General features: G+C 72.5%; 27 protein-coding genes, 1 other RNA gene and 2 pseudogenes. 15 read left to right on the top strand and 15 right to left on the bottom strand.

The window, feature by feature from the left end; genetic code table 11:
- Positions 1-2 precede the first annotated feature (2 nt).
- Positions 3-482 carry a DUF6578 domain-containing protein gene (locus AB0924_RS08460; RefSeq protein ID WP_366910986.1) on the bottom strand — a complete coding sequence of 160 codons (480 nt, stop codon included), beginning with the start codon at positions 480-482 and terminating at the stop codon, positions 3-5.
- Positions 483-588: 106 nt separating this feature from the next.
- Here AB0924_RS08460 and AB0924_RS08455 point away from each other — a divergent pair, with 106 nt between their 5' ends.
- Positions 589-1,389: a site-2 protease family protein gene (locus AB0924_RS08455; protein ID WP_358927111.1), complete on the top strand. Its 801-nt coding sequence runs from the start codon at positions 589-591 to the stop codon at positions 1,387-1,389.
- Here the strand turns inward: AB0924_RS08455 and AB0924_RS08450 are convergent.
- Complete coding sequence (locus AB0924_RS08450; RefSeq protein ID WP_366910985.1) at positions 1,379-1,627, bottom strand: hypothetical protein; 249 nt, start codon at positions 1,625-1,627, stop codon at positions 1,379-1,381. The genes AB0924_RS08455 and AB0924_RS08450 overlap by 11 nt on opposite strands.
- Positions 1,628-1,640: 13 nt before the next feature.
- Positions 1,641-2,354 (bottom strand): NADPH-dependent F420 reductase, encoded by a 714-nt coding sequence (gene npdG, locus AB0924_RS08445; RefSeq protein WP_366910984.1) that lies wholly within the window; start codon positions 2,352-2,354, stop codon positions 1,641-1,643.
- A gap of 141 nt (positions 2,355-2,495) precedes the next feature.
- On the opposite strand from npdG, the gene AB0924_RS08440 reads away from it, so the two are divergent.
- Both AB0924_RS08440 and AB0924_RS08435 read left to right on the top strand, forming a co-directional pair.
- Positions 2,496-3,089: a hypothetical protein gene (locus AB0924_RS08440; RefSeq protein WP_366910983.1), complete on the top strand. Its 594-nt coding sequence runs from the start codon at positions 2,496-2,498 to the stop codon at positions 3,087-3,089.
- Between the two features lie 61 nt (positions 3,090-3,150).
- The gene (locus tag AB0924_RS08435) at positions 3,151-4,428 is read left to right on the top strand and encodes an MFS transporter (protein ID WP_366910982.1); all 1,278 of its coding nucleotides are present in this window, start codon (positions 3,151-3,153) and stop codon (positions 4,426-4,428) included.
- A 1-nt stretch (position 4,429) separates the two neighbouring features.
- Here AB0924_RS08435 and AB0924_RS08430 read toward each other — a convergent pair whose 3' ends face one another.
- Complete coding sequence (locus AB0924_RS08430; RefSeq protein WP_358927115.1) at positions 4,430-4,666, bottom strand: hypothetical protein; 237 nt, start codon at positions 4,664-4,666, stop codon at positions 4,430-4,432.
- Positions 4,667-4,724: 58 nt separating this feature from the next.
- Between AB0924_RS08430 and map the strand changes: the two genes are divergently transcribed.
- Both map and AB0924_RS08420 read left to right on the top strand, forming a co-directional pair.
- Entirely contained in the window at positions 4,725-5,582 is an 858-nt protein-coding gene (gene map / locus AB0924_RS08425; RefSeq protein WP_366910981.1) for a type I methionyl aminopeptidase, read from the top strand.
- 170 nt (positions 5,583-5,752) lie between these two features.
- The gene (locus AB0924_RS08420; RefSeq protein ID WP_366910980.1) at positions 5,753-6,400 is read left to right on the top strand and encodes a biliverdin-producing heme oxygenase; all 648 of its coding nucleotides are present in this window, start codon (positions 5,753-5,755) and stop codon (positions 6,398-6,400) included.
- 37 nt (positions 6,401-6,437) lie between these two features.
- Here the strand turns inward: AB0924_RS08420 and AB0924_RS08415 are convergent, their stop codons facing one another.
- Positions 6,438-7,127, bottom strand: coding sequence for a PhzF family phenazine biosynthesis protein (locus AB0924_RS08415; RefSeq protein ID WP_358927118.1), 690 nt, complete (start codon positions 7,125-7,127; stop codon positions 6,438-6,440).
- Between the two features lie 186 nt (positions 7,128-7,313).
- On the opposite strand from AB0924_RS08415, the gene efeO reads away from it, so the two are divergent.
- The 4 genes from efeO (at position 7,314) to AB0924_RS08395 (ending at position 11,716) form a co-directional block, all read left to right on the top strand.
- Positions 7,314-8,450: an iron uptake system protein EfeO gene (gene efeO, locus AB0924_RS08410; RefSeq protein WP_366910979.1), complete on the top strand. Its 1,137-nt coding sequence runs from the start codon at positions 7,314-7,316 to the stop codon at positions 8,448-8,450.
- Positions 8,451-8,467: 17 nt separating this feature from the next.
- Positions 8,468-9,745 (top strand): iron uptake transporter deferrochelatase/peroxidase subunit, encoded by a 1,278-nt coding sequence (efeB, locus tag AB0924_RS08405; protein WP_358927120.1) that lies wholly within the window; start codon positions 8,468-8,470, stop codon positions 9,743-9,745.
- A gap of 3 nt (positions 9,746-9,748) precedes the next feature.
- Positions 9,749-10,621 (top strand): iron uptake transporter permease EfeU, encoded by an 873-nt coding sequence (gene efeU / locus AB0924_RS08400; RefSeq protein ID WP_358927121.1) that lies wholly within the window; start codon positions 9,749-9,751, stop codon positions 10,619-10,621.
- 102 nt (positions 10,622-10,723) lie between these two features.
- Entirely contained in the window at positions 10,724-11,716 is a 993-nt protein-coding gene (locus tag AB0924_RS08395; RefSeq protein WP_366910978.1) for a hypothetical protein, read from the top strand.
- Positions 11,717-11,750: 34 nt separating this feature from the next.
- On the opposite strand, the gene AB0924_RS08390 is transcribed toward AB0924_RS08395, so the two are convergent.
- From AB0924_RS08390 to AB0924_RS08370, 5 genes are all read right to left on the bottom strand, one after another.
- Positions 11,751-12,482, bottom strand: coding sequence for a bifunctional DNA primase/polymerase (locus AB0924_RS08390; protein WP_358927123.1), 732 nt, complete (start codon positions 12,480-12,482; stop codon positions 11,751-11,753).
- A 115-nt stretch (positions 12,483-12,597) separates the two neighbouring features.
- Positions 12,598-13,212: a TetR/AcrR family transcriptional regulator gene (locus AB0924_RS08385; RefSeq protein ID WP_358927124.1), complete on the bottom strand. Its 615-nt coding sequence runs from the start codon at positions 13,210-13,212 to the stop codon at positions 12,598-12,600.
- Positions 13,213-13,238: 26 nt separating this feature from the next.
- Positions 13,239-14,234, bottom strand: a complete 996-nt coding sequence (locus AB0924_RS08380) for a small ribosomal subunit Rsm22 family protein (protein WP_366910977.1) — start codon at positions 14,232-14,234, stop codon at positions 13,239-13,241.
- Between the two features lie 125 nt (positions 14,235-14,359).
- Positions 14,360-15,535: a serine hydrolase domain-containing protein gene (locus tag AB0924_RS08375; RefSeq protein ID WP_366910976.1), complete on the bottom strand. Its 1,176-nt coding sequence runs from the start codon at positions 15,533-15,535 to the stop codon at positions 14,360-14,362.
- On the bottom strand, positions 15,487-16,779 hold the full coding sequence (locus AB0924_RS08370) for a multidrug effflux MFS transporter (protein WP_358927127.1): 1,293 nt from the start codon (positions 16,777-16,779) through the stop codon (positions 15,487-15,489). The genes AB0924_RS08375 and AB0924_RS08370 overlap by 49 nt, the downstream gene beginning before the upstream one ends.
- Before the next feature lie 86 nt (positions 16,780-16,865).
- Between AB0924_RS08370 and AB0924_RS08365 the strand changes: the two genes are divergently transcribed.
- Positions 16,866-17,888, top strand: coding sequence for a Gfo/Idh/MocA family oxidoreductase (locus AB0924_RS08365; protein ID WP_366910975.1), 1,023 nt, complete (start codon positions 16,866-16,868; stop codon positions 17,886-17,888).
- Between the two features lie 104 nt (positions 17,889-17,992).
- A complete protein-coding gene (locus AB0924_RS08360) occupies positions 17,993-18,751 on the top strand; it encodes an SDR family oxidoreductase (protein WP_358927129.1) in 759 nt (252 codons plus the stop codon).
- Positions 18,752-19,001: 250 nt separating this feature from the next.
- Here AB0924_RS08360 and AB0924_RS08355 read toward each other — a convergent pair whose 3' ends face one another.
- Positions 19,002-20,201: a serine hydrolase gene (locus tag AB0924_RS08355; protein WP_358927130.1), complete on the bottom strand. Its 1,200-nt coding sequence runs from the start codon at positions 20,199-20,201 to the stop codon at positions 19,002-19,004.
- A gap of 198 nt (positions 20,202-20,399) precedes the next feature.
- Here AB0924_RS08355 and AB0924_RS08350 point away from each other — a divergent pair.
- Both AB0924_RS08350 and AB0924_RS08345 read left to right on the top strand, forming a co-directional pair.
- Positions 20,400-20,603: pseudogene (locus AB0924_RS08350) on the top strand (ABC transporter permease); the annotation flags it as partial.
- Positions 20,604-20,614: 11 nt separating this feature from the next.
- Positions 20,615-20,761, top strand: a pseudogene (locus AB0924_RS08345) (ABC transporter ATP-binding protein); the annotation flags it as partial.
- A 162-nt stretch (positions 20,762-20,923) separates the two neighbouring features.
- Here AB0924_RS08345 and AB0924_RS08340 read toward each other — a convergent pair.
- Complete coding sequence (locus AB0924_RS08340; protein WP_366910974.1) at positions 20,924-21,250, bottom strand: nuclear transport factor 2 family protein; 327 nt, start codon at positions 21,248-21,250, stop codon at positions 20,924-20,926.
- 127 nt (positions 21,251-21,377) lie between these two features.
- On the opposite strand from AB0924_RS08340, the gene AB0924_RS08335 reads away from it, so the two are divergent.
- Positions 21,378-21,923 (top strand): DoxX family membrane protein, encoded by a 546-nt coding sequence (locus tag AB0924_RS08335; protein ID WP_358927132.1) that lies wholly within the window; start codon positions 21,378-21,380, stop codon positions 21,921-21,923.
- Positions 21,924-21,981: 58 nt separating this feature from the next.
- Entirely contained in the window at positions 21,982-22,374 is a 393-nt protein-coding gene (locus AB0924_RS08330) for a MazG-like family protein (protein ID WP_366910973.1), read from the top strand.
- 584 nt (positions 22,375-22,958) lie between these two features.
- Here AB0924_RS08330 and AB0924_RS08325 read toward each other — a convergent pair.
- The 3 genes from AB0924_RS08325 to AB0924_RS08315 all read right to left on the bottom strand — a co-directional run bounded on the left by AB0924_RS08325 (position 22,959) and on the right by AB0924_RS08315 (position 24,873).
- Positions 22,959-23,690: a hypothetical protein gene (locus AB0924_RS08325; protein ID WP_358927134.1), complete on the bottom strand. Its 732-nt coding sequence runs from the start codon at positions 23,688-23,690 to the stop codon at positions 22,959-22,961.
- A 145-nt stretch (positions 23,691-23,835) separates the two neighbouring features.
- Positions 23,836-24,240: RNase P RNA component class A (gene rnpB, locus AB0924_RS08320), an RNA gene on the bottom strand.
- Between the two features lie 54 nt (positions 24,241-24,294).
- On the bottom strand, positions 24,295-24,873 hold the full coding sequence (locus tag AB0924_RS08315; protein WP_366910972.1) for a Uma2 family endonuclease: 579 nt from the start codon (positions 24,871-24,873) through the stop codon (positions 24,295-24,297).
- Positions 24,874-24,913: the final 40 nt, after the last annotated feature.

Genomic DNA, 24,913 nt, shown 5'->3' with positions numbered 1-24,913 from the left:
GGTCAGTGCCGGTCACCGGGTTTGTGCGGCGTGCCGTCCGGCACCTCAAGGGTGACGAGGGCGCCGAGGACCCGGCGGACGCGGTGCGGGCCCTGCGGCGGTGCGTAGTCCTCCTCCGCGAACCACTTCGGGCAGTGGTCAACGGGCTCGCGCGTCACCGAGCCGGGCACCGGTTCCAGGGAGTGTCCCGAGGCCAGGAGCGTCACCTTCCCGTACGGCGGTGACACGCGCTGGAGGTCGCGCAGGTCCAGGTCGACCGTGAACTCCTGGTGCACCAGGTAGATGGCGCGGACCCGGCCGGTGACGGGGTGCGTGGCGTCCGCGTGGTTCTCCACCCAGGCCTCGGCGCCGTGCCAGTCTCCCTCCGGCGGCCGCCGCTCGTCGAGGGCGACCAGCGGCCAGCCGATCTCGTCGCCCACCGAGAAGGGCTCACCGCAGCAGCCCATCTGCCATTCCTCGTAGAACACCGTCTTCAGTGCCATTCCCCCACCCTCCAGGAACCGGACGGCCACCGCTAAGCGTTTTCCCGGCGTGTCCGCCGCCCGGTACGGTCGGCCTTCCCGACCGCCCCGCCTACAGGAGCCGCCCATGACCACCGCCACCACCAGCCGCGGCGACCGCCGTGTCAGTCCCGTCTTCGTCGGCATCCTGGCCGTGACGGCGGTGACCGGCTGGGCCACCTGGACCGGCTTCGCCGAGCAGCCGGGTGTCGCGGTGTTCCTGTTCGTGACGGCGGCCTGGATCGTCTCCCTGTGCCTGCACGAGTACGCGCACGCCCGCACCGCGCTGCATTCCGGGGACATCTCGGTGGGCGAGAAGGGCTATCTCACCCTCAACCCGCTGAAGTACACGCACGCGCTGCTGAGCATCGTGCTGCCCGTGGTGTTCGTGATCATGGGCGGGATCGGTCTGCCGGGCGGCGCGGTGTTCATCGAGCGCGGCCGGATCCGGGGCCGCTGGCGGCACAGCCTGATCTCGGCGGCCGGCCCGCTGACGAACGTGCTGTTCGCCGCGGTGTGCACGGCGCCGTTCTGGCTGCACGCCCTGGACGGCGTGCCCGGTGACTTCCGGTACGCGCTGGCGTTCCTCGCCCTGCTCCAGGTGACGGCGGCGATCCTGAACTTCCTGCCGGTGCCGGGCCTGGACGGCTACGGCGTGATCGAGCCGTGGCTGTCGTACGGCGTGAAGCGGCAGGTGGAGCCGTTCGCGCCGTTCGGGCTGCTGTTCGTGTTCGCGCTGCTGTGGGTGCCGTCGGTGAACATCGCGTTCTTCGACGCCATCGACGCGATCCTGCGCGGCCTGGGTGTCGACGACTTCTCCCAGGCGTGCGGCCACGAGCTCTACCGCTTCTGGCGCGAGACCCCGGAGGTGTGCACGATCAGCCCGTGACCGACTTGCCCTGCCCCGCGGCGTCCCGGCCGCGCTTGACGTAGTACCAGGTCATGTTGGACGCCAGGCCCGCGAGGAGCACCCAGACGATCCCCAGCCAGCTGCCCTGGACGAAGGAGACGACCGCGGCGGCGACGGCGAGGACGCAGACGATCAGGGTGCAGAGGGCGATGCGGGGCATGGGGCTGGGCTCCTGTCGGGGGACACTGCTCGATACTCGCCGACCAGTGTCCCCCATCGCCCGGTACGGCTCACACGTCGGTGATGCGGAGCCCCGCGTGCGCCTTGTACCGGCGGTTGACGGAGATCAGGTTGGCCACCAGGGACTCCACCTGGTGGGCGTTGCGCAGCCGCCCGGCGAAGACGCCGCGCATGCCGGGAATGCGGCCGGCCAGCGCCTGCACCGTCTCCACGTCGGCCCGGTCCTCGCCGAGCACCATCACATCGGTGTCGATCCGCTCGACCTCGGGGTCCAGGAGCAGCACGGCCGACAGGTGGTGGAAGGCAGCGGTGACCCGGGAGTCCGGCAGCAGCGCGGCGGCCTGCTCGGCGGCGCTGCCCTCCTCGGGCTTCAGGGCGTAGGCGCCCTTCTTGTCGAAGCCGAGCGGGTTGACGCAGTCCACGACGAGCTTGCCCGCCAGCTCCGCGCGCAGCGACTCCAGGGTCTTGCCATGGCCCTCCCAGGGCACGGCGACGATCACGATGTCGCTGCGGCGCGCGGTCTCGGCGTTGTCGGCGCCCTCGACGCCGTCCCCCAGCTCCTCGGCGGCGGCCCGCGCGCGCTCGGCGGCCCGCGAGCCGATGATCACCTTCTGGCCGGCCATGGCGAGCCGGCGGGCGAGGCCCTTGCCCTGCGGGCCGGTGCCGCCGAGCACGCCGACGACCAGCCCGGATACGTCGGGCAGGTCCCAGGGGTCCTTCGCGGGGGCCTTGGCGGGAGTCTGTGCGCTGTCGGTAGAGGTCATGGGCCGACTCTACGTCCGCGGGGGCGCCGGCACCCGGTCGGGTGAGCAACGGAAGGGGCGCCGGCCGTGCTGTCCCCGGGTCGGGCGAATTCGGCGTGAACTCCGGGCCACGGGCGAACGGTTGCGGCAGGATGCGGCCGCATGGACGCCGTACGTGTCGCATTGCTGCGCGAAGTGCTGGCCGGGACCGAGTGGCTGGGAGCCACCCGGCGGTTCGCGGGGGTGCTGCGCGGGTCGGTGGTGTCGCACGGGGGCGGGCTGCTGCTGGTGGGCACGCCCGAGTACGAGCCCTGGCACCTGGCCGCGCACCTGGTCGACGAGGCCGCCTGGTCGGGCACGCCCGAGCTGGCGCCCACCCTGGTACGGCACCACGCGCGCCCCGCCGACCCCCCTCACCTGGCCGTCGGGCCCGGCCGGATCGAGGCGGCGCGGCGGGGCGAGACCCTGCTCGTCGTCGCCCCCGAGGAGCCCGCTGAGCTGCTGGAGCGGGTGCACGGGGCCCGCCGGGCCGGGGTGACGGTGCTGGCGCTCGGCGCGGGCGGCGGCGAGCTGGCCGCGATGGCCCACGACACGCTGGCCGTGCCCGAGGGCGCGGAGCTGGACCTGGACAGCGTGCAGCACCTGGTCAGCGCGGCGGCCGGCGAGAACAGCTCGCCGCGGGTCCGGGGCGGATTCCGGGACCGGCTGTCCCGGCTGGCGGACATCCTGACGGCGCCGCCCGCCGCCCCCTGGTGAGGCGGACCGGGCCCGCGGAAAACCGGTTGCCCGCCGGTCCGGCCCGGCGCAACATGCCCGGGTGTCCAAAGCACTCCTCCCCGATCTCGCCCCCTGGAAGGCCTCCGCCGACTTCCGCAGGCTCTGGGCCTCCGGCCTGATCAGCAACTTCGGCAGCTTCCTGACGTTCGTGGCGCTCCCGGTCCAGCTCAAGGAGCTCACCGGCTCGGCGGCGGCCGTCGGCGCGATCGGCGCCGTGGAACTGGTGCCGCTGATCGTCTTCGGCCTGTACGGCGGCGCGCTCGCCGACGCCCTGGACAAGCGCCGGCTGATCGTGTGGACGGAGGCCGGCCAGGGCCTGCTCAGCGCGGCCCTGCTGGCCGACGCGCTCCTGCCGCACCCCGCCGTGTGGCCGCTCTACCTGATCGCCGCCCTCTCCTCCGCGCTCGTCTCCGTCCAGCGCCCGGCCCTGGACTCGCTGCTCCCCCGGATCGTCGCCCACGAGCACCTGCCGGCCGCCGCCTCCCTGAACTCGCTGCGCTGGACGGTCGGCGGAGTGGCCGGACCGGCGGTCGCGGGCGTGGTCGTCGCCTACGCGGGCCTGGGCTGGGCGTACGCCGCCGACCTGCTGACGTTCGCCGTGTCGCTGCTGTTCGTCGCCCGTCTCACCCCCTCCCCCGCCTCGCACGAGGCGGCGAGGCCGGACCTGCGGGCCATCGCGGAGGGTGCCCGCTACGCGTGGAGCCGCAAGGAACTCCTCGGCACCTACGCGGTCGACCTCGCGGCGATGTTCCTCGCCATGCCGCTCGCCGTACTGCCGTTCCTCGCCGACGAACTGCACGCCGAGTGGGCGCTCGGTCTGATGTACGCGGCCTTCCCGCTGGGCGCGCTGCTGGTCAGCCTGACCAGCGGCTGGACCTCACGGGTGCACCGGCACGGCCGGATGGTGGTGCTGTCGGCGGCCCTTTGGGGCCTGGCGGTCGCGGCCGCCGGAGTGGTCCACGAGGTCTGGCTTGTGCTGCTGCTCCTGACCGTCGCGGGCGGCTGCGACATGGTCAGCGGCGTCTTCCGGGGCGCGATGTGGAACCAGACGATCCCCGACGGGCTGCGCGGCCGGCTCGCCGGCATCGAGCTGCTGTCGTACTCGGTGGGCCCGCAGCTCGGGCAGGTCCGCTCCGGCGGCGTCGCGGCATGGGCGGGCGTCCGGGCGTCCGTGTGGTCGGGCGGGGTGCTGTGCGTGGGCGCGATGGGGCTGCTGGCCCTGTGCCTGCCGGGGCTGATGACCTACGACGCCCGGACCAGCGAGCACGCGGTGCGGCTGCGCGAGCAGCGGGCCGCAACCGCGTCCGCGCCGGTGTGAGTCAGTCCTCGTCGGTGTCCCGGCCGCCCGCCGAGGCGTCGTGCCAGCGGGGGTCGGTCTCCCATTCGAGGTTGCGCTCCTGCGCGATCTCCATCGCGCGCTGCGCCTCCTGCGGGCTGGCGTACGGCCCGAAGCGGTCCTTGCCCGGGCAGTCCGGGCCCTCCTCGACCTTCTTGTGCTCCAGGCAGTAGTACCACTCACCCGGCTTGCCGGCGGTGCGCTTCTTGAACAAGGCCATGGACAGCTCCTCTCGCCACGCTCATATTCCCCCATGGCCGCTGGATAGACTCGCTTGCATGTCTGGCCAGTCGCTGCTCGTACCAGGGGAGATCTCCCCCACCCGTTCGGTACCCGGAAACATCCGCCGCCCCGAGTACGTCGGCAAGCCCGCGCCGGCGCCGTACACCGGTCCGGAGGTGCAGACACCCGAGACCGTCGAGGCGATGCGCCTCGCCGGCCGCATCGCCGCGCAGGCGATGGAGGAGGCCGCGAAGCTCATCGCGCCCGGCGTCACCACCGACCGGCTGGACAAGGTCGCCCACGAGTACATGTGCGACCACGGCGCCTACCCCTCGACCCTCGGCTACCGCGGCTTCCCCAAGTCGCTGTGCACCAGCGTCAACGAGGTCATCTGCCACGGCATCCCGGACACGACGGTCCTGAACGACGGCGACATCGTCAACCTGGACGTGACCGCGTACATCGGTGGGGTGCACGGCGACAACAACGCCACCTATCTCGTCGGGGACGTGGACGAGGAGTCGCGGCTGCTGGTGGAGCGGACCCGGGAGTCCCTGAACCGCGCGATCAAGGCGGTCAGGCCGGGCCGGCAGATCAACGTCATCGGGCGGGTCATCGAGTCCTACGCCAAGCGCTTCGGCTACGGAGTGGTGCGGGACTTCACCGGGCACGGCATCAGCTCGTCGTTCCACTCCGGCCTGATCATCCCGCACTACGACAGCCCGCACGCGACGACGGTCATGCGTCCCGGCATGACCTTCACCATCGAGCCGATGCTGACGCTGGGGACGTACGAGTACGAGATGTGGGACGACGGCTGGACCGTCGTGACCAAGGACCGCAGGCGGACGGCGCAGTTCGAGCACACGCTGGTGGTGACCGAGACGGGCGCGGACATCCTGACCCTGCCCTGATCCCGGCCGCCCGGATCGCCTGGAGGCCCGCCCCCACCCGGTGAGGGCGGGCTTTCTGCCGCCCGCCCCTGCCTGCCCGCTCGCCCGCCGGTGTTTTTCCGACACCCTGTCGGTAAACTTGCCGACAGCAGGTCGGCAAACCGCCGCGTGCCCGAGTCCGGGGAGAGTCCATGGAGTCGTTCTCGACCGTCATCCGCACCGCGTCGCACCAGCAGCACGTGGCGGCGGAGACCTCGTCGTTCATGAGCGACCTGCTCGGCGGGCGGCTGGGAGTGGCCGCGTACGCGCGCTACACCGAGCAACTGTGGTTCGTCTACGAGGCACTGGAGGGCGCGGCCGGGCGGCTGGCGGCGGATCCGGTGGCCGGGCCCTTCATCCGGCCCGAGCTGCTGCGGCTGCCGGCGCTGGAGCGGGACCTGGCGCATCTGCGCGGCCCGCGCTGGCGCTCGGAGGTGTCCGCCCTGCCCGCGACCGAGGCGTACGCGGACCGGGTCCGGGAGTGCGCCGAGCGCTGGCCCGGCGGCTACGTCGCCCACCACTACACCCGCTACCTGGGCGACCTGTCCGGCGGCCAGATCATCCGGGACCGGGCGGAGCGGACCTGGGGGTTCGCGCGCAAGGGCGACGGCGTCCGCTTCTACGTCTTCGAGGACATCTCCAACCCGGCCGCGTTCAAGCGGAGTTACCGGGAACGCCTGGACGCGGTCGACGCGGACGAGCTGGAGCGGCAGCGCATCGTGTCGGAGTGCAAGCGGGCGTTCGCCCTCAACACCGCCGTCTTCCAGGCCCTGGGCGAGGAGTTCGCGCAGAGCGCGTGACGAGCGGCGCCCGGCGCCCGGCGCCCGGCGCGAACGGCTAACGCTCGAGGAAGACCCGGCCGCCGACCTCCACCCAGCCGTGCGGCTGGGGCGCGGTGAGGATCTGGGAGCCCCTGCCCTGGGTGATGTTCAGGGCCCGGCCCAGCCGCTCGGTGAGCAGCAGCGCCGCAGCCCCCGTCGCCTCGTCCTCGTCGATGCCCCCGGTGCAAGCACCGGCTCCACCGGAGCGGCTCCCGCCGCGCTCATCGATTCGACCGGGGAAGGCGCGGGCCCGGACCCGACCGGCCGCCTCGTCCTCCCAGGCCCAGGCATAAGTCCACTCGCCGGGCGGCGGCACGTCCAGGGCGTCGACCTCGGCGGCGGTGCCGTACTGGCGCAGGGTGCGCGGCGGGGCCCACTCCGCGCGGGCCTCGATCCAGCTGAACTCGCCGTCCAGCCGGACGCCCACCAGCCCGGCGGGCGTGACCAGCTCGGGCACGTCCAGCAGCCAGGCCGTGCCGACACAGGGGTGACCGGCGAAGGGCAGGCGCAGGGTGGGCGTGTAGATGTCGATCACCCCGCGCTCGGGGTCGTCCACGAACACGGTCTCGCTGAAGCCGAGTTTGGCGGCCAGCGCCTGCCGGTCGTCCCGCTCGGGCAGCACCGATCCGTCCCGGACGACGCCCAGCTCGTTGCCGTAGCCGCCGTCGGGTCCGCAGAAGACGCGGAGCACGTCGTAGTCAGTCACGAGAAGATTGAATCATCCCTTGACCTCCCCTTTACCTTGCGCTGGCGTCCCCTTTGAGACGCCGAGATCAAGCCGTGTCTGTGATCTTTCCGTGAGAGCCGAATCACGACCCGGGTGTGTATCGCTGAGGTAAGCCTCAGCTATGTTAGGTCAGCCTCACCACACCAGAGCCGCCTTGGAGCCTGCATGCGAGCCGCCCGACTGACCGTCACCGCCGCCACCGCCGTGGCCGCTCTGACCGCCCTCTCGGCCTGCACCGCGAAGAGCGATGCCAAGGACGGCAAGGCCATCGAGGTCACCGCCGCCGACTCCAAGTGCGACACCTCGGCCAAGTCCGTGCCGGCCGGCCAGGTCACGCTGAAGATAGAGAACAAGGGCTCCAAGGCCACCGAGGTGGAGATCGTCTTCCCGGACGACCGGATCGTCTCCGAGAAGGAGAACATCGGCCCGGGCACCAAGTACACGCTGACCGCCGAGGTCAAGGCGGGCGCGTACGAGATCGCCTGCCGCCCCGGCATGAAGGGCCACGGCGTCCGGCAGAAGCTCACCGTCACCGGCGGCGGCAAGACGGCCGAGCGCGATCCCAGGCTGGACAAGGCGGTCGCCGACTACCGGCAGTACGCGCAGGACCAGGCCGACGAGACGCTGCCGCGCGTGGAGACCTTCGTCAAGGCGGTCAAGGCCGGCGACGTGGCGGCCGCCAAGAAGGCGTACCCGCTCTCCCGCCTCGGCTGGGAGCGCACCGAGCCGGTCGCCGAGTCCTTCGGCGACATCGACCCGAAGGTCGACGTCCGCGAGGACGGACTGGAGGAGGGCCAGAAGTGGACCGGCTGGCACCGGCTGGAGAAGGCCCTGTGGAAGGACGGGAAGATCGGCGCCGAGGAGAAGACCCTCGCCGGTCAGCTCGTCACCGACCTCGAGGACTGGCAGAACCGGGTCGGCAAGGCGGAGATCACCCCGTCCTCCATGGCCAACGGCGCCAAGGAGCTGCTGGACGAGGTCGCGACCGGCAAGGTCACCGGTGAGGAGGACCGCTACGCCCACACCGACCTGGTCGACTTCAAGGGCAACGTCGAGGGCGCGCAGAAGGCCTACGAGCTGCTGAAGCCGGTCGCCGCCAAGAACGACCCGGCGCTGGCCAAGGAGCTGGACAAGCAGTTCACGGCGCTGAACGCCGTGCTCGACAAGTACCGCTCCGACAAGAACTCCTACGAGTTCACCGCCTACGACAAGGTCACCGGGGAGCAGCGCAAGGAGCTGTCGGACGCGGTGAACGCGCTCGCCGAGCCGCTGTCCAAGCTCGCCGCCGCCGTCGTGAAGTGAGCAGGGGGGACAAGGCGATGACCGAGACCCAGGAGACCGGACGGACCCAGGAGCCCCGCGACGGCAGTCCGTCGCGCCGGGCGCTGATCGGCTGGGGAGGTGCCGGGCTGGCGCTCGGGGCCGCCGCGGCCGGCGGCGGGATGGCGATGGCCAAGGTGGGCGACGACATCGACCCCGCCTCGGCCGAGGCGGGCGGGGCGGTGCGGTTCCACGGCACCCACCAGGCCGGCATCGCCACCCCCGTGCAGGACCGGCTGCACTTCGCCGCGTTCGACGTGAAGACCGACGACCGCGACGCGTTCGTACAGCTGCTGAAGGACTGGACGGACGCGGCCCGGCGGATGACCTCCGGGAAGACCGTCGGCGAGGGCGCCTACGGCGGGCTCGCCGAGGCGCCGCCGGACGACACCGGCGAGGCCCTCGGACTCAAGCCGTCCCGGCTGACGCTGACCATCGGGTTCGGGCCGTCGTTCTTCGACAGGTTCGGCCTCCACGACCGGCGGCCGGCCGCCCTGGTCGATCTGCCCGCCTTCCCCGGCGACAACCTGGACAAGACCCGCAGCGGCGGCGACCTGTGCATCCAGGCCTGCGCGGACGACCCGCAGGTCGCCGTGCACGCCATCCGCAACCTGGCCAGGATCGGCTTCGGCAAGGTCGCCATCCGCTGGTCCCAGCTCGGCTTCGGCAAGACCTCGTCGACCACCCCGGGCGCCCAGACCCCGCGCAACCTCTTCGGGTTCAAGGACGGCACCCGCAACATCGCCGGAACCGAGAGCGATCGCCTGAAGAAGTTCGTGTGGGCCGGCGACGGGGACGGGCCGGACTGGATGACGGGCGGGTCCTACCTGGTCGCCCGGCGCATCCGCATGAACGTGGAGACCTGGGACCGGACCTCGCTGCAGGAGCAGGAGGACGTCTTCGGCCGCGACAAGCGCGAGGGCGCCCCGGTCGGCAAGGCCAAGGAGCACGACGAGCCGTTCCTGAAGGCGATGAAGCCGGACTCGCACGTGCGGCTCGCGCACCCCGACTCCAACGACGGCATCACCATCCTGCGCCGCGGCTACTCCTTCACGGACGGCACCGACGGCCTCGGGCGCCTCGACGCCGGCCTGTTCTTCCTCGCCTACCAGCGGGACGTGCGCAAGGGGTTCATCCCGCTGCAGCGCAGGCTGTCCGCGCAGGACGCGCTCAACGAGTACATCCAGCACGTGGGTTCGGCGGTCTTCGCGGTTCCCCCGGGCGTCCGGGACACCGGCGACTGGTGGGGCCGCTCGCTGTTCCAGAAGGAGGCGTAGCCCGTGTTCTCCAACTACCTGATCGGTCTGCGCGAGGGCCTGGAGGCATCGCTCGTCGTCTGCATCCTGATCGCCTACCTGGTCAAGACCGGCCGCAGGGACGCCCTGAAGCCGATCTGGATGGGCATCGGCATCGCCGTCGCCATCGCGATGGGCTTCGGCTGCGCCCTGGAGTTCGGCTCGCAGGAGATGACGTTCCAGGCGCAGGAGGCGCTCGGCGGCACACTGTCCGTCGTCGCCGTCGTCCTGGTGACCTGGATGGTGTTCTGGATGCGGCGCACCGCCCGGCACCTGAAGTCGGAGCTGCACGGCAAGCTGGACGCGGCCCTCGCGATGGGCACGGGCGCGCTGGTCGCCACCGCGTTCCTGGCCGTCGGCCGGGAGGGCCTGGAGACCGCCCTGTTCGTGTGGGCCTCGGTGCACGCGGCGAGCGACGGCACCCCGCGCCCGCTGATCGGCGTGGCACTGGGCCTGGCCACGGCCGTCCTGCTGGGCTGGCTGTTCTACCGGGGCGCCCTGAAGATCAACCTGGCCAAGTTCTTCACCTGGACCGGCGGCATGCTGGTCGTGGTCGCGGCGGGCGTGCTGGCGTACGGCTTCCACGACCTGCAGGAGGCGAGCTGGATCCCGGGCATCAACCACCTGGCCTTCGACATCAGCGGCACGATCCCGCCGGACAGCTGGTACGGCACCCTCCTCAAGGGCGTGCTCAACTTCCAGCCGGACCCCACGGTCGTCCAGCTCACGGTGTGGGCCCTCTACCTGGTGCCGACGCTGACCGTCTTCCTGCTCACCCCCGAGTTCCGCGCCCGGCTGCGCGGCAGCGGGCGGGGCACGGCGGCTCCCGCCGGAGGCAAGGTCCCGGCGTCCGAGTGACCGGCCCGGGCAACGGGACGGCACAGTACGGGAACCGGCCGTCCGCGCGCCTTCCCGTCCCGGTAGGGTTCGCCTCCGGGAAGGGGAGGGTGAAGGCACCTCATGAGCAGGGATCGCAGTCGTCGCGGGCTTCGCAGGCGTGACCGGAACGCACTCATAGCGGCCTCGCTGACCGCTTTGTCGCTGACGGCGAGCGGATGCGTGGTGGTGCACGGGGAGCGCGAGGTGCTCCCGGCCGCCGGCCGCGCCGAGGCCGCCAAGGCGCTACGGCAGTTCACGGACGCCTACAACAGGGCCGACAAGGCCTACGACCGCTCCCTGGACGCGAAGTACGTCACCGGCGCCCTCGCCGACATCGACGGCGCCCGGCTGAAGGCCGGGCACGCCAACAGCCCGTCGGGCAACGCGAACCACTCGCCGCTGGAGCTGACGGACGCGAAGTTCACGATCCCGAAGAAGGCCGGCTGGCCGCGCTGGTTCGTCGCGGACGCCAAGGGCAACAAGGGCGGCAACGCCCGCTGGCTGCTGGTGTTCACCCGGGACGGCCTCGGTGAGCCGTGGCAGGTGGCGTATCTGACGCTGGTGGCGCAGGGAGACGTACCGGAGTTCAAGAAGGACGCGGACGGCTATGCCGAGGCCGTGCCGGCCGGCTCCGGAGGTCTCGCCGTGCCGCCCGCCGAGCTGAGCAAGGGCTACGCGAGCCAGTTCAAGAGCGGCGGGAACACCTTCGCGGACGGCCCGTACACCAGCACCCTGCGCGCGAACCGCGAGAAACTGGCGAAGCGGCCCGGCCTGGTCCGGCAGTTCATCGACGAGCCGCTGACCAGCGGCGACTACGCGCCGCTCGCGCTGCGCACGGCGGACGGCGGGGCGCTGGTGTTCTTCACCACGCACCACTACGAGAAGCAGACCGCCGCCGCGGGCACGTCGGTGCCCACCCCGAACCGGGATGTGCAGGCCCTGACCAAGGGCGAGATCAAGCAGTCGCTGACGCTGGAGATCATCGCCAACGAGGCCGCCCTCGACCCGGTGGGCAGCGGCCGGGTGTCGGTGCTGGGGCGGGTCCAGGGGCTGACGGCGGCGCAGGGCGAGTAGCCCGCGCCCGGGCCCGGCGAGGGCCCGGCCCGGTTCAGTGCCGCAGGGGCCAGGCGGTGCCCGCGGGGTCGCCGGTGTGGCGGGCGCAGGCGTCGGTCAGCGTCTCCAGCAGGGTCAGCGGGTCGGGCAGCGGGTGCTCCGGGCCGCGCAGCCAGCGCAGCCCCCGCTCCCCGTCGCCACCGGGCAGCCGGGCGGGCGGTACGAGGACGTAGGAGCCGCGGCAGTGCCAGCGCAGGCCCGGATGCTCGTCCATGGTCTCGGGGTGGCAGTCCAGCTCGCAGGGCCACCACTCGTCCTCGTCCTCGGGGGTGCCCCGGGTGAGGGTGAAGAACATCATGCGGCCGTCGTCGCTCTCGGCGACCGGCCCGACCTCCACACCGGCGTCGAGCAGTCGCTCCAGCGCCTCCCGGCCGGCCTCCAGGGGGACGTCCAGGACGTCGTGCACCATGCCGGTGGCGGTGATGAAGTTGGCCTGCGGCTGGTGCCGGGCCCAGCGCTCGATCTGGGCGCGGTCGGTGGTGGACTGGGTCTGCCAGGCGAACGACACCGGGTGCCGGGCCGGGGTGGGACAGCCGACGCGGTCGCAGGAACAGCCGTAGCCGGTCCCGGGGTGCGCGGCGGGCGCCAGTGGCAGGCCCGCGGCGGCGGCGTCGAGCAGCAGGGCCTCACGGCCGCCGGGGTCGGCGGTCTCCTTCGGGCGGCGTCCGCGCAGCCACTGGGAGAGTTTGCCCTGCCGGCCGCTACGGCCGCCGAACGTCGCGCTCATCTGTCCCCTTGCCTCGCCTGGTGCGGACAGCATGCCTCATCGTCCCATCTTCCTGCGCTTCGGGGTGTCACCGGGGCCATCCGGAGAAACCGGACGAGACGCGCCTCACAGGAGGTCAGCGCGGGGCCAGGCCGTGCAGGGCGTAGTCGACCAGGGTGTCCGTGTAGTCGTAGGAGATCGGGCCGGTGCGCTGGAGCCAGCGCTGGGCCAGCGGGGAGACGAAGAGCTCCAGGGCGATGCGCGGGTCGAGGTCGGCGCGCACCGCGCCGGTGTCCTGCGCCGAGCGCAGCCGGTCCACGTAGAGCTGGAGCTGGGGCCGCAGGAGCTTGTCGACGAACTCGCGGCCGAGCTGCTCGTCGACCAGGCCCTCGGCGGCCAGTGCGCGGGCGGGCGTCTCGAAGCGCGGGTCGAGCAGTTCGTCCACCGTGGCCCGCAGCACCGTCTTCAGGTCGGCGGCGAGGTCGCCGGTGTCGGGGAGGGTGTACGGCTGCTGTCCCGCCGCCCGGGCCGCCTGCTCCCCGAGGTCCAGGAACGCCTCCAGCAGCACGTCCGCCTTCGACGTCCACCAGCGGTAGATGGTCTGCTTGCCGACGCCGGCGCGGGCGGCGATGCCCTCGACGGTGGTCCTGCGGTAGCCGGTCTCGCCGACCAGGGCGAGGGCGGCGGCGTAGATCGCCCGGCGGGACTTCTCACTGCGCCGGGTGGCGTCGGGGGCGGGCTTCTTGACCATGGGCTGACGCTAACAAGCCCGGCGGGCTACCCGGGCGGGTCCTGCGGCGGCCAGGGGTCGCCCCAGTCGGCGTCCCGGGCCGCCCGGTACAGACCGCCGTGGCGCTTGGTGACGGTCGTACGGCTCAGCCGCTCCTCCGCCTCGCACAGGTCCAGCAGCACCTGCCCCTTGCGGATCTGGGGGCGCCGGACCACCCGGTTCGGGGCCGGCTCGGCGGGCAGCCGGGTGGCGGCCACGTAGCTGAACTTCTCGTCCTCGTACGGCAGGGAGCCGCCCTTGACCTGCCGGTGCAGCGAGGAGCGGCTGACCCGGGCGGAGAAGTGGCACCAGTCCGTGCCGGGGACGATGGGGCAGGCGGCGCTGTGCGGGCAGGGCGCGGCCACCCGGAATCCGGCGCGGACGAGGCGGTCGCGGGCCTCGATGACGCGCTCGTAACCCGCGGGCGTACCGGCCTCCACGATCACGACGGCCCGCGCGGCGGCCGCGGCGGCGTCCACGAGGGCGGCGCGGTCGGCCTCGGCGAGTTCGTTGAGGACGTACGACACGGTGACGAGATCGGTGGGGTCGAGGGTGAGCGCCGCGCCGATCCGGGCGCGTTCCCAGCGGGCGTCGCGCAGGGCCGGGTTGGCGGCGGCGATCTCCCGGCCGAGGGCGAGCGCGGGTTCGGCCCAGTCGAGCACGGTCACCGGCCGGGTCCCGTCCCAGGTGGCGGTCACCGCCCAGGTCGCCGCTCCGGTGCCGCCGCCGACGTCCACATGGCTGCCGGGTGCCCAGCCGGGCACGGCGTCCGCGAACGCCTCCAGCGCCGAGCGGACCGCCTCGAAGGTGGCGGGCATCCGGTAGGCGGCGTACGCGGCCACGTCGGCGCGGTCGCGCAGGATCGGGGCGTGGGTGGGGGTGTCGCCCCGGTAGCTGGCGATCAGCCGCTCCACGGCCCCGGCGGCCTGCCTGGGCGGAAGCCCGTCGAGCAGCGCGGTGACGGAGGCGCGGAGGGCGTCGGCTGGGGAGACTGGGGCGTTCACCCCGCGATTCTCTCAGCTGCCCGGCGGGGGTCGGTCCCGGTGGGAGCGGTGACGCCGCGGTGCCCGGCGAGCCCACACCCGCGGCGCCCGGGCGGACGCGGCGGCGGCGCTGGGGTGCTTGCCGCTCACGCCCCGCGGACGGCCCGGGACAGGAGGGTCGCCATGGTCGCTCTCGGTCTGCTGTCCGGCAGGCGTCTGCGGGGGTGGACCGTGTTCGCCAGCAGGACCAGGAAGGTGTCCGTGGCGGGGTCCAGGACCAGGGAGGTTCCGGTGAAGCCGGTGTGGCCCGCCGCTCCCCGGCCCGCGAGCTCGCCCATGAACCACGGCTGGTCCACGGCGAAACCCAGGCCGGGCGGGGTCAGCAGGAGCTCCGTGAAGTCGGGGCCGAGGATGCGGGCGGGGCCGTACGCGCCGCCCCCCAGCATGGCCCGGCAGAACACCGCGAGGTCCGGCGCGGTGGAGAACAGGCCCGCGTGGCCCGCCACCCCGCCGAGCGCCCAGGCGTTCTCGTCGTGCACCGCGCCCCGCAGCATCCCCCGGTCCGCCTTGGCCCACGGCAGCCGCTGGTCCTCGGTGGCCGCCGCGCCGGGGCACGGTCCGAAGCCGGTCGCCGTCATCCCGAGCGGGCGGGTGATGCCGTCCTCGATCAGTACGTCCAGACGCCGGCCGGTGATCCGCTCCAGGACGAACTGGAGCAGGATCATGTTCAGGTCCGAGTAGAGGTAGGTGCCGGGTGCCGCGGCCGGCGCCTCGGCCCGCAGCATCGCCAGCCGGGCGTCCGCGTCGGGGCGGTCGTACAGTGGGAGTTCGGGCCGCAGTCCAGAGGTGTGGGTGAGCAACTGCCGCACGGTGATGCCGTGTTCGGCGGCGGCGGTGAACTCGGGCAGGTAGGCGCCGACCCGGGCGTCCATGCCGAGGGTGCCGCGCTCGATCTGCTGCACGGCGGCGACGGACGTGAACAGCTTGGTGAGGGAGGCCAAGTCGAAGGGGGTGCCGAGGCCGGCCGGGACCCGTTCGGCGGCCGGCAGTTCGACACCGGTGCCGGACTCGGCGTCGTAGGAGGCGTAGCGCACCGCCCAGCCGGCGGCCTCGGCGACGGCGACCACCGGCCCGCGTCCGGCCAGCACGACGGCACCGGCCGCCCAGGGGCGCACTCCGGCGGTCAGGGCGTGCACCTCGTCGGCCAGGTGCCCGAGTTCCGTGGGGTCGAGCCCGGCTCGTTCGGGTGTACCGGGGCGCAGTCTCGGCGTGCTCAGTTCTGGTCTCCCTCCGGCCCCGTACGTGCCCTCCACGGACGGCACAGTCCCACGAAGCAGGCCACCGCGACCAACGCACCCGCCAGTTGGACGACCGCCATGGGCACGGCGGTGTGCTCCCCGGCGACGCCGACCAGGGGGGAGGCGACCGCGCCGATCAGGAAGGAGGAGGTGCCGAGCAGCGCGGAGGCGGATCCCGCGGCGTGCCGGGTGCGCAGCAGGGCGAGGGACTGGGCGTTGGGCAGGGTGATGCCCATCGCCGACATCAGCACGAAGAGCGCGGCGGCGACCGGGACCAGGCCCACCTCGCCGAAGGCCCCGGCGGACATCAGCAGCAGGGCGGCCGCCGCGAGCACGGTCACCGCCAGGCCGACGGCGAGCACCTTCTCCAGGGCGACCCGGCCGACCAGCAGCTTGCCGTTGATCTGCCCGGTGATCATCAGCCCGACCGAGTTGAGGCCGAAGAGCAGACTGAAGGTCTGCGGGGAGGCGCCGTAGATCTCCTGCACGACGAACGGCGAGGCGCTGACGTAGGCGAACAGCGAGGCGAAGGCGAAGCCGCCGGCCAGCAGGTAGCCGCTGAACGGCGCGTCGGCGAGCAGGCCGCGCATCGCGCGCAGCGCCTCCCCCACTCCGCCCTGGTGCCGGCGGGCGGGCGGCAGGGTCTCGGGCAGCCGCGCCCAGACCAGGGCGGTGAGTGCGGCGCCGGCCACGGTGAGGACGACGAACACGCCCCGCCAGTCCGTCACCCGCAGGATCTGGCCGCCGATCAGCGGCGCCACGATCGGGGCGACCCCGGAGACCAGCATCAGGCTGGAGAAGAAGCGGGCCATGGCCAGGCCGTCGTAGAGGTCGCGTACGACGGCCCGGGCGATGACGATCCCGGCCGAGCCGGCGAGGCCCTGTGCCAGCCGGAGTCCCACCAGGGTCTCGACGTTGGGCGCGAGCGCGCACAGGGCGGTGGCGACGAGGTAGACGGCGAGGCCGCCCAGGAGCGGCCGGCGGCGCCCCCAGCGGTCGCTCATCGGCCCCACGACCAGTTGCCCGAGGGCCATGCCGGCCAGGCAGGCGGTGAGGGTGAGCTGGACGGTGGCGGCGGGGGCGTGCAGCGTGCGGGTGACCTCCGGCAGCGAGGGGAGGTACATGTCCATCGCCAGCGGAGTGGTCGCGGTGAGGCCGCCGAGGAGGAGCACGAGGAGCAGGCCGGCGGGCGCGGTTCCGGTCGCGGGCCGGGCGGTACCGGCCGAACGCGCCGTTTCCGGTGCCGATGCCGCGGTGTCCTCCCGCATGCGCGCCTCCCTCTCGTGCAGTTGCGGCACCTATGCTCTCAGCTCGTACACACTGCCGAGGTACACATGAGCGAGGGCGGGGCGGGATGGGGCAGCGGAGCGTGCGGTGGGGGATCCTGGCGACGGGCGGGATCGCGGCCGCCTTCGCGGCGGATCTGGTGGATCTGCCGGACGCGGAGATCGTGGCCGTGGCCTCGCGCAGGCGGGAGCCGGCCGAGGCGTTCGCCGAGCGGTTCGGGGTGACCCGGGCCTACGGCGACTGGGAGTCGCTGGCCGCGGACCCGGACATCGATGTCGTGTACGTCGCCACCCCGCACGCGGCGCACCGGGCCGCGGCCGGGCTGTGCCTGACGGCCGGGCGCAACGTGCTGTGCGAGAAGGCGTTCACGCTCAACGCCCGCGAGGCCGGGGAGCTGGTGGCGCTGGCCAAGGAGCACGACCGCTTCCTGATGGAGGCGATGTGGATGTACTGCAACCCGCTGGTGCGGCGGCTGAAGGCGCTGGTGGACGACGGGGCGATCGGTGAAGTCCGCACCGTGCAGGCCGACTTCGGTCTCGCGGGCCCGTTCCCGGCGGCGCACCGGCTGCGGGATCCGGAGCTCGGGGGCGGGTCGCTGCTGGACCTCGGGGTGTATCCGGTGTCGTTCGCGCAGTTGCTGCTCGGCGAGCCGGACGCCGTCGCCGCGAGCGCGGTGCTCTCGGCGGAGGGCGTCGACCTCCAGACCGGCGCCCTGCTCTCCTGGGAGAGCGGCGCGCTGGCCTCGCTGCACTGCTCCATCGCCGGGGGTACCGGGACCACCGCCTCGGTCACCGGCTCCCTCGGCCGGATCGACATCCCCACCGGGTTCTTCCACCCCGAGCGTTTCGTGCTGCACCGGGACGGCCGCGACTCCGAGGAGTTCACCGCGGACCCGGCCGACGGGCCGCGCACCAGCCTGCGGCACGAGGCGGCCGAGGTGATGCGGGCTTTGCGGGCGGGTGAGCGGGAGTCGCCGCTGGTGCCGCTGGACGGCAGCCTCGCCGTGATGCGCACGCTGGACGCGATCCGGGAGCGGACCGGCGTGCGGTACCCCGGGGAGGCCGTGACCGCGGCCGCGGCCGCCGGTTAGGACCTGCCTGCTTCCGCCCGATCCTGCCCGGCTGCCGCACGGCTCCAACCGTATGGCGGACAGCCGATTCCGCATGGCGGACCCGCCGCCTACGCTGCGGAGCCATGACTGACAGGGAATCGAAGATCGCGGTGGTGACCGGCGCCGGTTCCGGCATCGGGCGGGCCGTCGCCGTGGAACTGCTGCGCGCCGGCTGGTCGGTGGTCCTGGCCGGCCGGCACACGGAGACGCTCGAGGAGACGGCCGCGCGGGCGGCGGGGGGCCCGTGGCTCGCGGTGCGCACCGACGTGTCCCGGCCCGAGGACGTGGAAGCGCTCTTCACGGCGACCGTCGAACGGTTCGGCCGGGTGGACCTGCTGTTCAACAACGCGGGCACCTTCGGACCCGGCGGGGTGCCGGTCGAGGACCTGCCCTACGAGGCCTGGCGGCACGTGGTGGACACCAACCTCAACGGGGCGTTCCTGTGCGCGCAGGCGGCGTACCGGCGGATGAAGGAGCAGGACCCGCGGGGCGGCCGGATCATCAACAACGGCTCCGTGTCCGCCCACACGCCCCGGCCGATGTCGGTCGCCTACACCGCGACCAAGCACGCCCTGACCGGCCTGACCAAGTCGCTGTCGCTGGACGGGCGGCCGTACCGCATCGCCGTGGGCCAGATCGACATCGGCAACGCGGCCACCGAGATGACGGCCCGGATGGAGACCGGCGCGCTGCAGGCCGACGGGCGGACCGCTCCCGAGCCGGTCATGGACGTGGCGGACGTGGCGCACACCGTGCGGCACATGGCCGAGCTGCCGCTGGAGGCGAACGTGCAGTTCGCGACCGTGCTGGCGACCGCCATGCCCTACATCGGGCGCGGCTGAGGCCGGTTGGGCCACCGCAATTCGAACATCCGCGGTATTGCGGCCGATCGGCCGCATATGGTCAACTTTTCTCCACAAGAGCTTCACACTTGGAGCGCGGGGGTTCCGTAGCCATACCGAGGGGGGAGACGGCAGCCGTTCCACCGGCCGCAGGTCGGGGGTGGGCCCCGCGGGCGACCGCGGGGTGCGCACCGGCCGGCGGAACGGCTGCCGCGGACCGCTTTCCACGACTCCGCCGGCTTCTTGTGGTTCAGACCCGGTGGCGTCCGCCGGATCCGCTCTCCGGCCGTGCCTCGCCACCGGCCGCCGCCCCGCCCCGGGTCAGCCGCCGGCGCAGCGCCCACGCCCCCGCGCCCAGCAGGGCCGCGGAGCCGGCGGCGCCCTCCAGCAGCCGCCACGACGAGGGGTGCCCTGACGCCGCCCCGGGGGCGCCCGCCGCCTGTGCCGCCTTCCGGGCCGTGCCCGGCGCGGGACTCGCGCTCGCCCCGCCCGCGCTGAGCGGTTCGACCAGCGCGCCCACCGCCTGTGCCGAACTCCCGTGCTTGAAGCCCCAGTCGAGCAGCGCGGCGGTCTGCTCGTAGACCGCGTTGCCGCCGACGTGGGGGTGCATCACGGTGACCAGCAGGGTGCGGCCGCCCCGGGTGGCCGCACCGGTGAAGGTGTTCCCGGCGTGGCTGGTGTAGCCGTTCTTCACGCCGATCAGGCCCTCGTACACCTCGAGGCCCCATGCCCCGGTGAGCAGACGGTCGGTGTTCTGGATCTGGAAGGTCTTCTTGCCGCCCGCCGGGAAGTCGGCGGTCCGGGTGCCGCAGTAGCCCCGGAAGTCGGCGTCCTTCAGGCCGTGCCGGGCGAACAGCGTGAGGTCGTACGCCGAGGAGAGCTGCCCCTTGTGGTCGAAGCCGTCGGGGCTGACCACCCGGGTGTCCAGGGCCTGCAGGTCCTCCGCCCTGGCCTGCATCTCGGCGACCGTCTTCGCCATGCCGCCGTTCATGTGCGACAGCACGTGCACCGCGTCGTTGCCGGAGCGCAGGAACACCCCCTGCCACAACTGCTCGACGGTGTACGTGATGCCGGGCTTGATGCCGACCAGGCTGGAGCCGGCCGGGACGTCGGCCAGGTCCTCGTCGGTGACCTTGTACCGCTCGGTGCGGTCGAACTTCCTCAGCACGGTGTCCGCGAAGAGCATCTTCAGCGTGGACGCGGGGGCGAGGCGCCGGTGCGCGTTGAACGAGGCGAGCACCTCACCGCTCTCGCCGTCGGCGACGAGCCACGCGCGGGCGTCGAGCTTCCTGGGCAGCCCTGAGGCGCCGCGTACCTGGACTCCGCCACGCGCCAGCCGCTCACCGCCCACGACGGTGGTGGCGGCGGCCGGGGCGGCCGCGGACAGGGGAAGGGCGGCGGCCGTCAGCCCGAGGGCGGCACGCCGGCTGAGCCGGGAACAATCACGCACCCCGGGACCGTACACCGCCTCGAACAGGGGTTTGTCCGCAGGAGCCGGGGAAGCGTCGGAATTTGCCCTCCCATGAGAATCCGGTGAGTCACCCGCCTTCTCAGCCCTTGCACATCCTTTACCCAGGCCCTCTCAAAGGTTCCTCCCTAGCTTGTGGCCGCGCCCACAGCGGGCGCCAAGAACCTTTCGAGGAACGGGATGTTTGGCATCTATCTCAAGCGCGAGCTGAGCCGCCGCAAGAAGGCCGCTCTGGTGATCGCGATGGGTCTGGCGCTCGGTATCGCGCTGGTCATCACCGTCAGCTCGGTGTCGGCCGGTATGACGCAGGCTCAGGACAAGGTCCTGAAATCGCTGTACGGCCTCGGCACCGACATGACGGTCACCAAGGCGCGTTCGGCTCCCAAGGCGGGCAGCACGACTCCTCCATAGCCCGTCGCGCCCCGCGCCTGGCCACCATCGAGGCGGGCCGGATCACGCTGGCGGAACAGGGGACAGCGGTGCGGCGGGACGCCGCGCAACAGCAGTACGCACAGCAACGGTTCGGCGGATACGGCCACTGACCGGCCGTCGATCCGCCGGGCCGGCCCGAAGGACCGCTCGTCACCCCGGCAGCCGGCCGGCCTCGGCCGGCTCCGTGACGGCGAGCGGCCCTCGGGCGTGCACCCGCACATGCGCACGCGTACGGACGGGCCCCGCCGAGGCGGCTCGTACCCTCGCGCCGGCTACGCCTGCCCGGTCTCGAACCGCGAGATCCGCCCGTCGTCCCCGACGGTGAAGGTCCACCGGGTGCGCATCTCGCCCCAGGTGTCGTTGCGGTAGCGGGCGAGGAGCGTGTGGCCGCCGTTGGACTCGTTGTCGACCTCCATGTGGCCGTGGGAGGAGAAGATCTCCCGGTCGATCCAGTCGGCGACGTCGCGGTCCGAGCCGTCGTCGGCCATCGTCGCGTCGGGCGCGAGGAGGGACAGGAAGCTGTCGCGGTCGTGGGCGTTGACGGCGTGGACGAACGCCCGGACCGCCGGATCGCGCAGCTTGGCTGGCTGAATGGTCATGGCGTCAGGCTCACACCGGTCCCCCGCCGCCGCCACCCGAACGCCATCCAGGGCGCGCCCGGTGGGGTGAGGGGTGCGACGGTGGGAACGCGGAGGGGGACCTGTCGCCTGCTGATGGAGAGTCACCGTGACCTGTTACGACCGACGCGACGTGGGCCTGCTGCTGCTCCGGCTGGGAACCGGCGGGGTACTGGCCGCGCACGGCGCGCAGAAGCTGTTCGGCTGGTTCGGCGGGCACGGCCTGGAAGGCACCGGCCAGTTCATGGAGTCCGTCGGCTACGCGCCGGGCAAGGCGAGCGCGACGGCGGCGGGCCTGGCCGAGGCCGGCGGCGGCACCCTGCTGGCGCTGGGCCTGGCGACCCCGGCGGCGGGCGCGGCGGCGGCCGGCGCGATGGCCGGGGCGTCGGCGGTGCACATGCCCAACGGTTTCTTCGCCCAGGAGGGCGGCTACGAGCACGCGGCGTCCCTGGGCCTGGCCGCGGCCGGAATCGCCATCACCGGCCCCGGCCGCCTCTCCCTCGACCACGCCTTCCACCACGTCTTCGACCGCGGCTGGATGGTGCCGGTGGCCCTGGGCGTGACGGCGGCGGCGACGGCCGTGGTGGTGGGCGCCCGGAACCGGCGGCTGCGGCAGCAGAAGGAAGGCGAGCAGGAGGCTCTGTTCGAGGAGTAGGAGCCCTTTCGAGCAGTAGCGGAGCAGCGCCGCGCGGCGGCATGGCAGTCTGCGCGGCATGACCCATCAGGACACCGCCGACACCGCCGACACCGCCGACACCGCCGACACCACCGGCTCCGCCGGTCCCACCCCCGGCCTCTGGCCGGCCGTGGACGAACTCTGGGCCCGTCTGGAGGCCACCCGCGTGCACCCGGGCCCGGAGGGCGTACTGCTGCGCATCCTCAAACTCTCCGAGGAGGTCGGCGAGGTGGCCGAGGCCGTCATCGGCGCGACCGGCCAGAACCCCCGCAAGGGCGTCACCCACACGTGGGACGACGTCCAGTCGGAACTCTGCGACGTGGCCATCACCGCCCTGGTCGCCCTGCGCACCCTGACGCCGGAGGCGCGGGAGGTCTTCGAGCGGCACCTGACGCGCGTGCGTGAGCGGCCACTGGAGCCGTCGGCGTGAACCGAACGGCTGCCCGCGCGGCGCGGACGGCTCCGGAGGATCGTCCGGCGACGACGACCGGGACCGGAACTGCCCGCACACCCGCTGGTGCTGACGCAGTGCACGACCCGCCCGGCGGAGCCGGGACGTGGCGGAGCCCGGGAGTCGTATCCAGCTCCCGGGCCCCTGGGGATGCCACCCAATTGCGCACGCCGGCGGCGTTTAAGAGGACGGATCAGTCATCATGCGGTCGTGTTCTTCCTTTGAACTACCGCACCGCGTAAAAGGTGCAGGCGAGATTCGAACTCGCATCCGACGGCGTTCGTCCGGCCCCGTTCGATCCGGCGATCGGCGGCGATGCTGAGACTGGAGCGAGAGTCTGAGATTGACCGCGGCTGCCTCTGCCATGTTGGGCTACCCCGGCCCGTTGGTGCCGCTGTGCCGGGGGGAGGACTCGAACCTCCACTGTCACCGCGTGTTTCAGGCTGAACTTCAGTGTCAGCTTGCGCTCATCGCGCGAACCGGTCCTCAGTCCGGCCCGCGCCCTTCGCGCACCCCCGCGCTCGCACGCGGGGGCGATCATGGATGCTACTCGTCGGCCGGTGTCAGCCGAACAGGTAGCCGAACACGGCGTCGCCGACCCGCTGGTCGGTGACCTCGGTGCCGTTGGCCTCCTCACGGGCGAACTTCACCGCCTGCTGGAGCTTCTCCACCCGCTCCAGCAGCTCGTTCACCCGTCGCGCCGGGAGCGCTCCGGAGAACTTCACGGTCGTCCAGTACCCGATGGGCACGTCCTCGTAGTACACCTCGACCTGCGCCGGGTGCTTCTCGGTCGCCTCCGCCTTGACGTGGTTGCGCGGGACCTTCTTCGTCCGGATCGTGCGGACCGGGTCCGTCTTCCACCAGTCCGTCGACGGGTCGTGGGACCAGGACTCGGCGGCGTCGAGGGTGGGGAGCTTGCGGACGAACGTGTGCAGGTCGGTGAGCTGCTTCTCCAGGAAGAGCAGGTAGCTGACCGGGACGTCGGCGACGACGGTGCGGCCGTCGACCGTGACGTCCGCGCGGGCCGCGCAGTTCGCCCAGTCCTTGGTGGCGGTCACGTCGAAGAGCCGGGTGAGCGACGCGGACATCTCCCGCAGCACGTCCTCGCCCTGCACCTGCACGCGCGTGGACTCGGGCGGAAGCTGCTCGCCCTCCTCGTCCTTCGGCTGGTACGTGCGCGAGATGCCGGCCAGCAGAGCCGGCTTCTGCACCTTGTGGTGCGCGGCGGTGATGTCCTGGAGCGTCTTGCTCTTGACACCCTTCTCGACAGCGATGATCTGGTTCAGTTTCGCCACTTCGGCTCCCCCTTCGAACAGGCAGGAACGTATCGCAGCGGCTCGAACAGGCGCACTCCCTTTATCGCCCCGGCCCGCGGGGTGCCGCCGCGCGGCCGCGCTCGGGAGATGTTCGTGGGTTGCAGGCCGCGCCGGGCGGTAGGGGCAGACGAGTCGGGCTGTACGCCGGGTTCTGTTCCCCGGGGTCCTCGCGGGCCCCGGGGCGACGGCCATCCATCTAGGACCGGTGTTGCCACCGGCCTCGTGCGGTCTACCCGCGGACTCGGGCGGGCAGCCCTCAAACGTCCGCGCAGAGCGCGTGTTACCGCGCTCCTTTTGACCTTGCTCCAGGTGGGGTTTACCTAGCTGCCCAGGTCACCCTGGGCACTGGTGGTCTCTTACACCACCGTTTCACCCTTACCGAGGGCCGAAGCCCCCGGCGGTCTGCTTTCTGTGGCACTGTCCCGCGGGTCACCCCGGGTGGCCGTTAGCCACCACCCTGCCCTGTGGAGCCCGGACGTTCCTCGGGAAGCCCCTCGTGGGAACTTCACGCGGCCGCCCGCCCGACTCGTCTGCCGTGCCGACCATGGTACCGGGCGCGCGGGGCGTCCGATTCCGCCGCCGGTCAGATGAAGTCCGCGGTGTCCAGCTCGAAGGCGAACGGCTCCGGCAGCGACAGCGGGTCACCGAAGGAACGCCGGACCCGCCGCAGGTGGTCCTCGTTCTCCGGCTCGCTGAACAGCGTCACCATGCCGGTCTCGCGGTCGACGAGCAGATAGGCCGGGATGCCCGCGCGGGCGTAGCAGCGGCGTTTGGTCTCCCGGTCGGCCTCCGGCTTGCTGGACGTCACCTCAAGGACCATGGCGACGCCGTCGCAGGGCATCCAGGAGTCGGCACTCCCGAAGAGATCGAGACTCAAGGCGCCGAATGTGACGTCCGGGATGACGTGATTCTTCGGGCAGGCGCCCCCGCTCTTCAGCTTGAGCCCCTTGTTCCCGGAGAAGTCCATGTCGATCCGTGATCGTTTGATCACTTGCCGCACGATCCGGCTGATGTACTTCTCGTGCTCCCCGTCCGGCGGCGGTGTCACGACGATCTCCCCCTCGATCAGTTCGGCTCGGAAGCCCTCCGGGGTGTCGAGGGACAGGAAGATGTCCAGCAGGCCTTCGGCCGGCGTGGTGGGCTCGTGTGCCACGGCGGTCATGTCACGCCCCTCCTTGGGTCGGTCGCCAGAGTGGGACATC

It is taken from the genome of Streptomyces sp. NPDC047869 (assembly GCF_040704065.1).
Lineage (GTDB): Bacteria > Actinomycetota > Actinomycetes > Streptomycetales > Streptomycetaceae > Streptomyces.
This window is presented reverse-complemented; position numbering and strand designations above follow the sequence as displayed.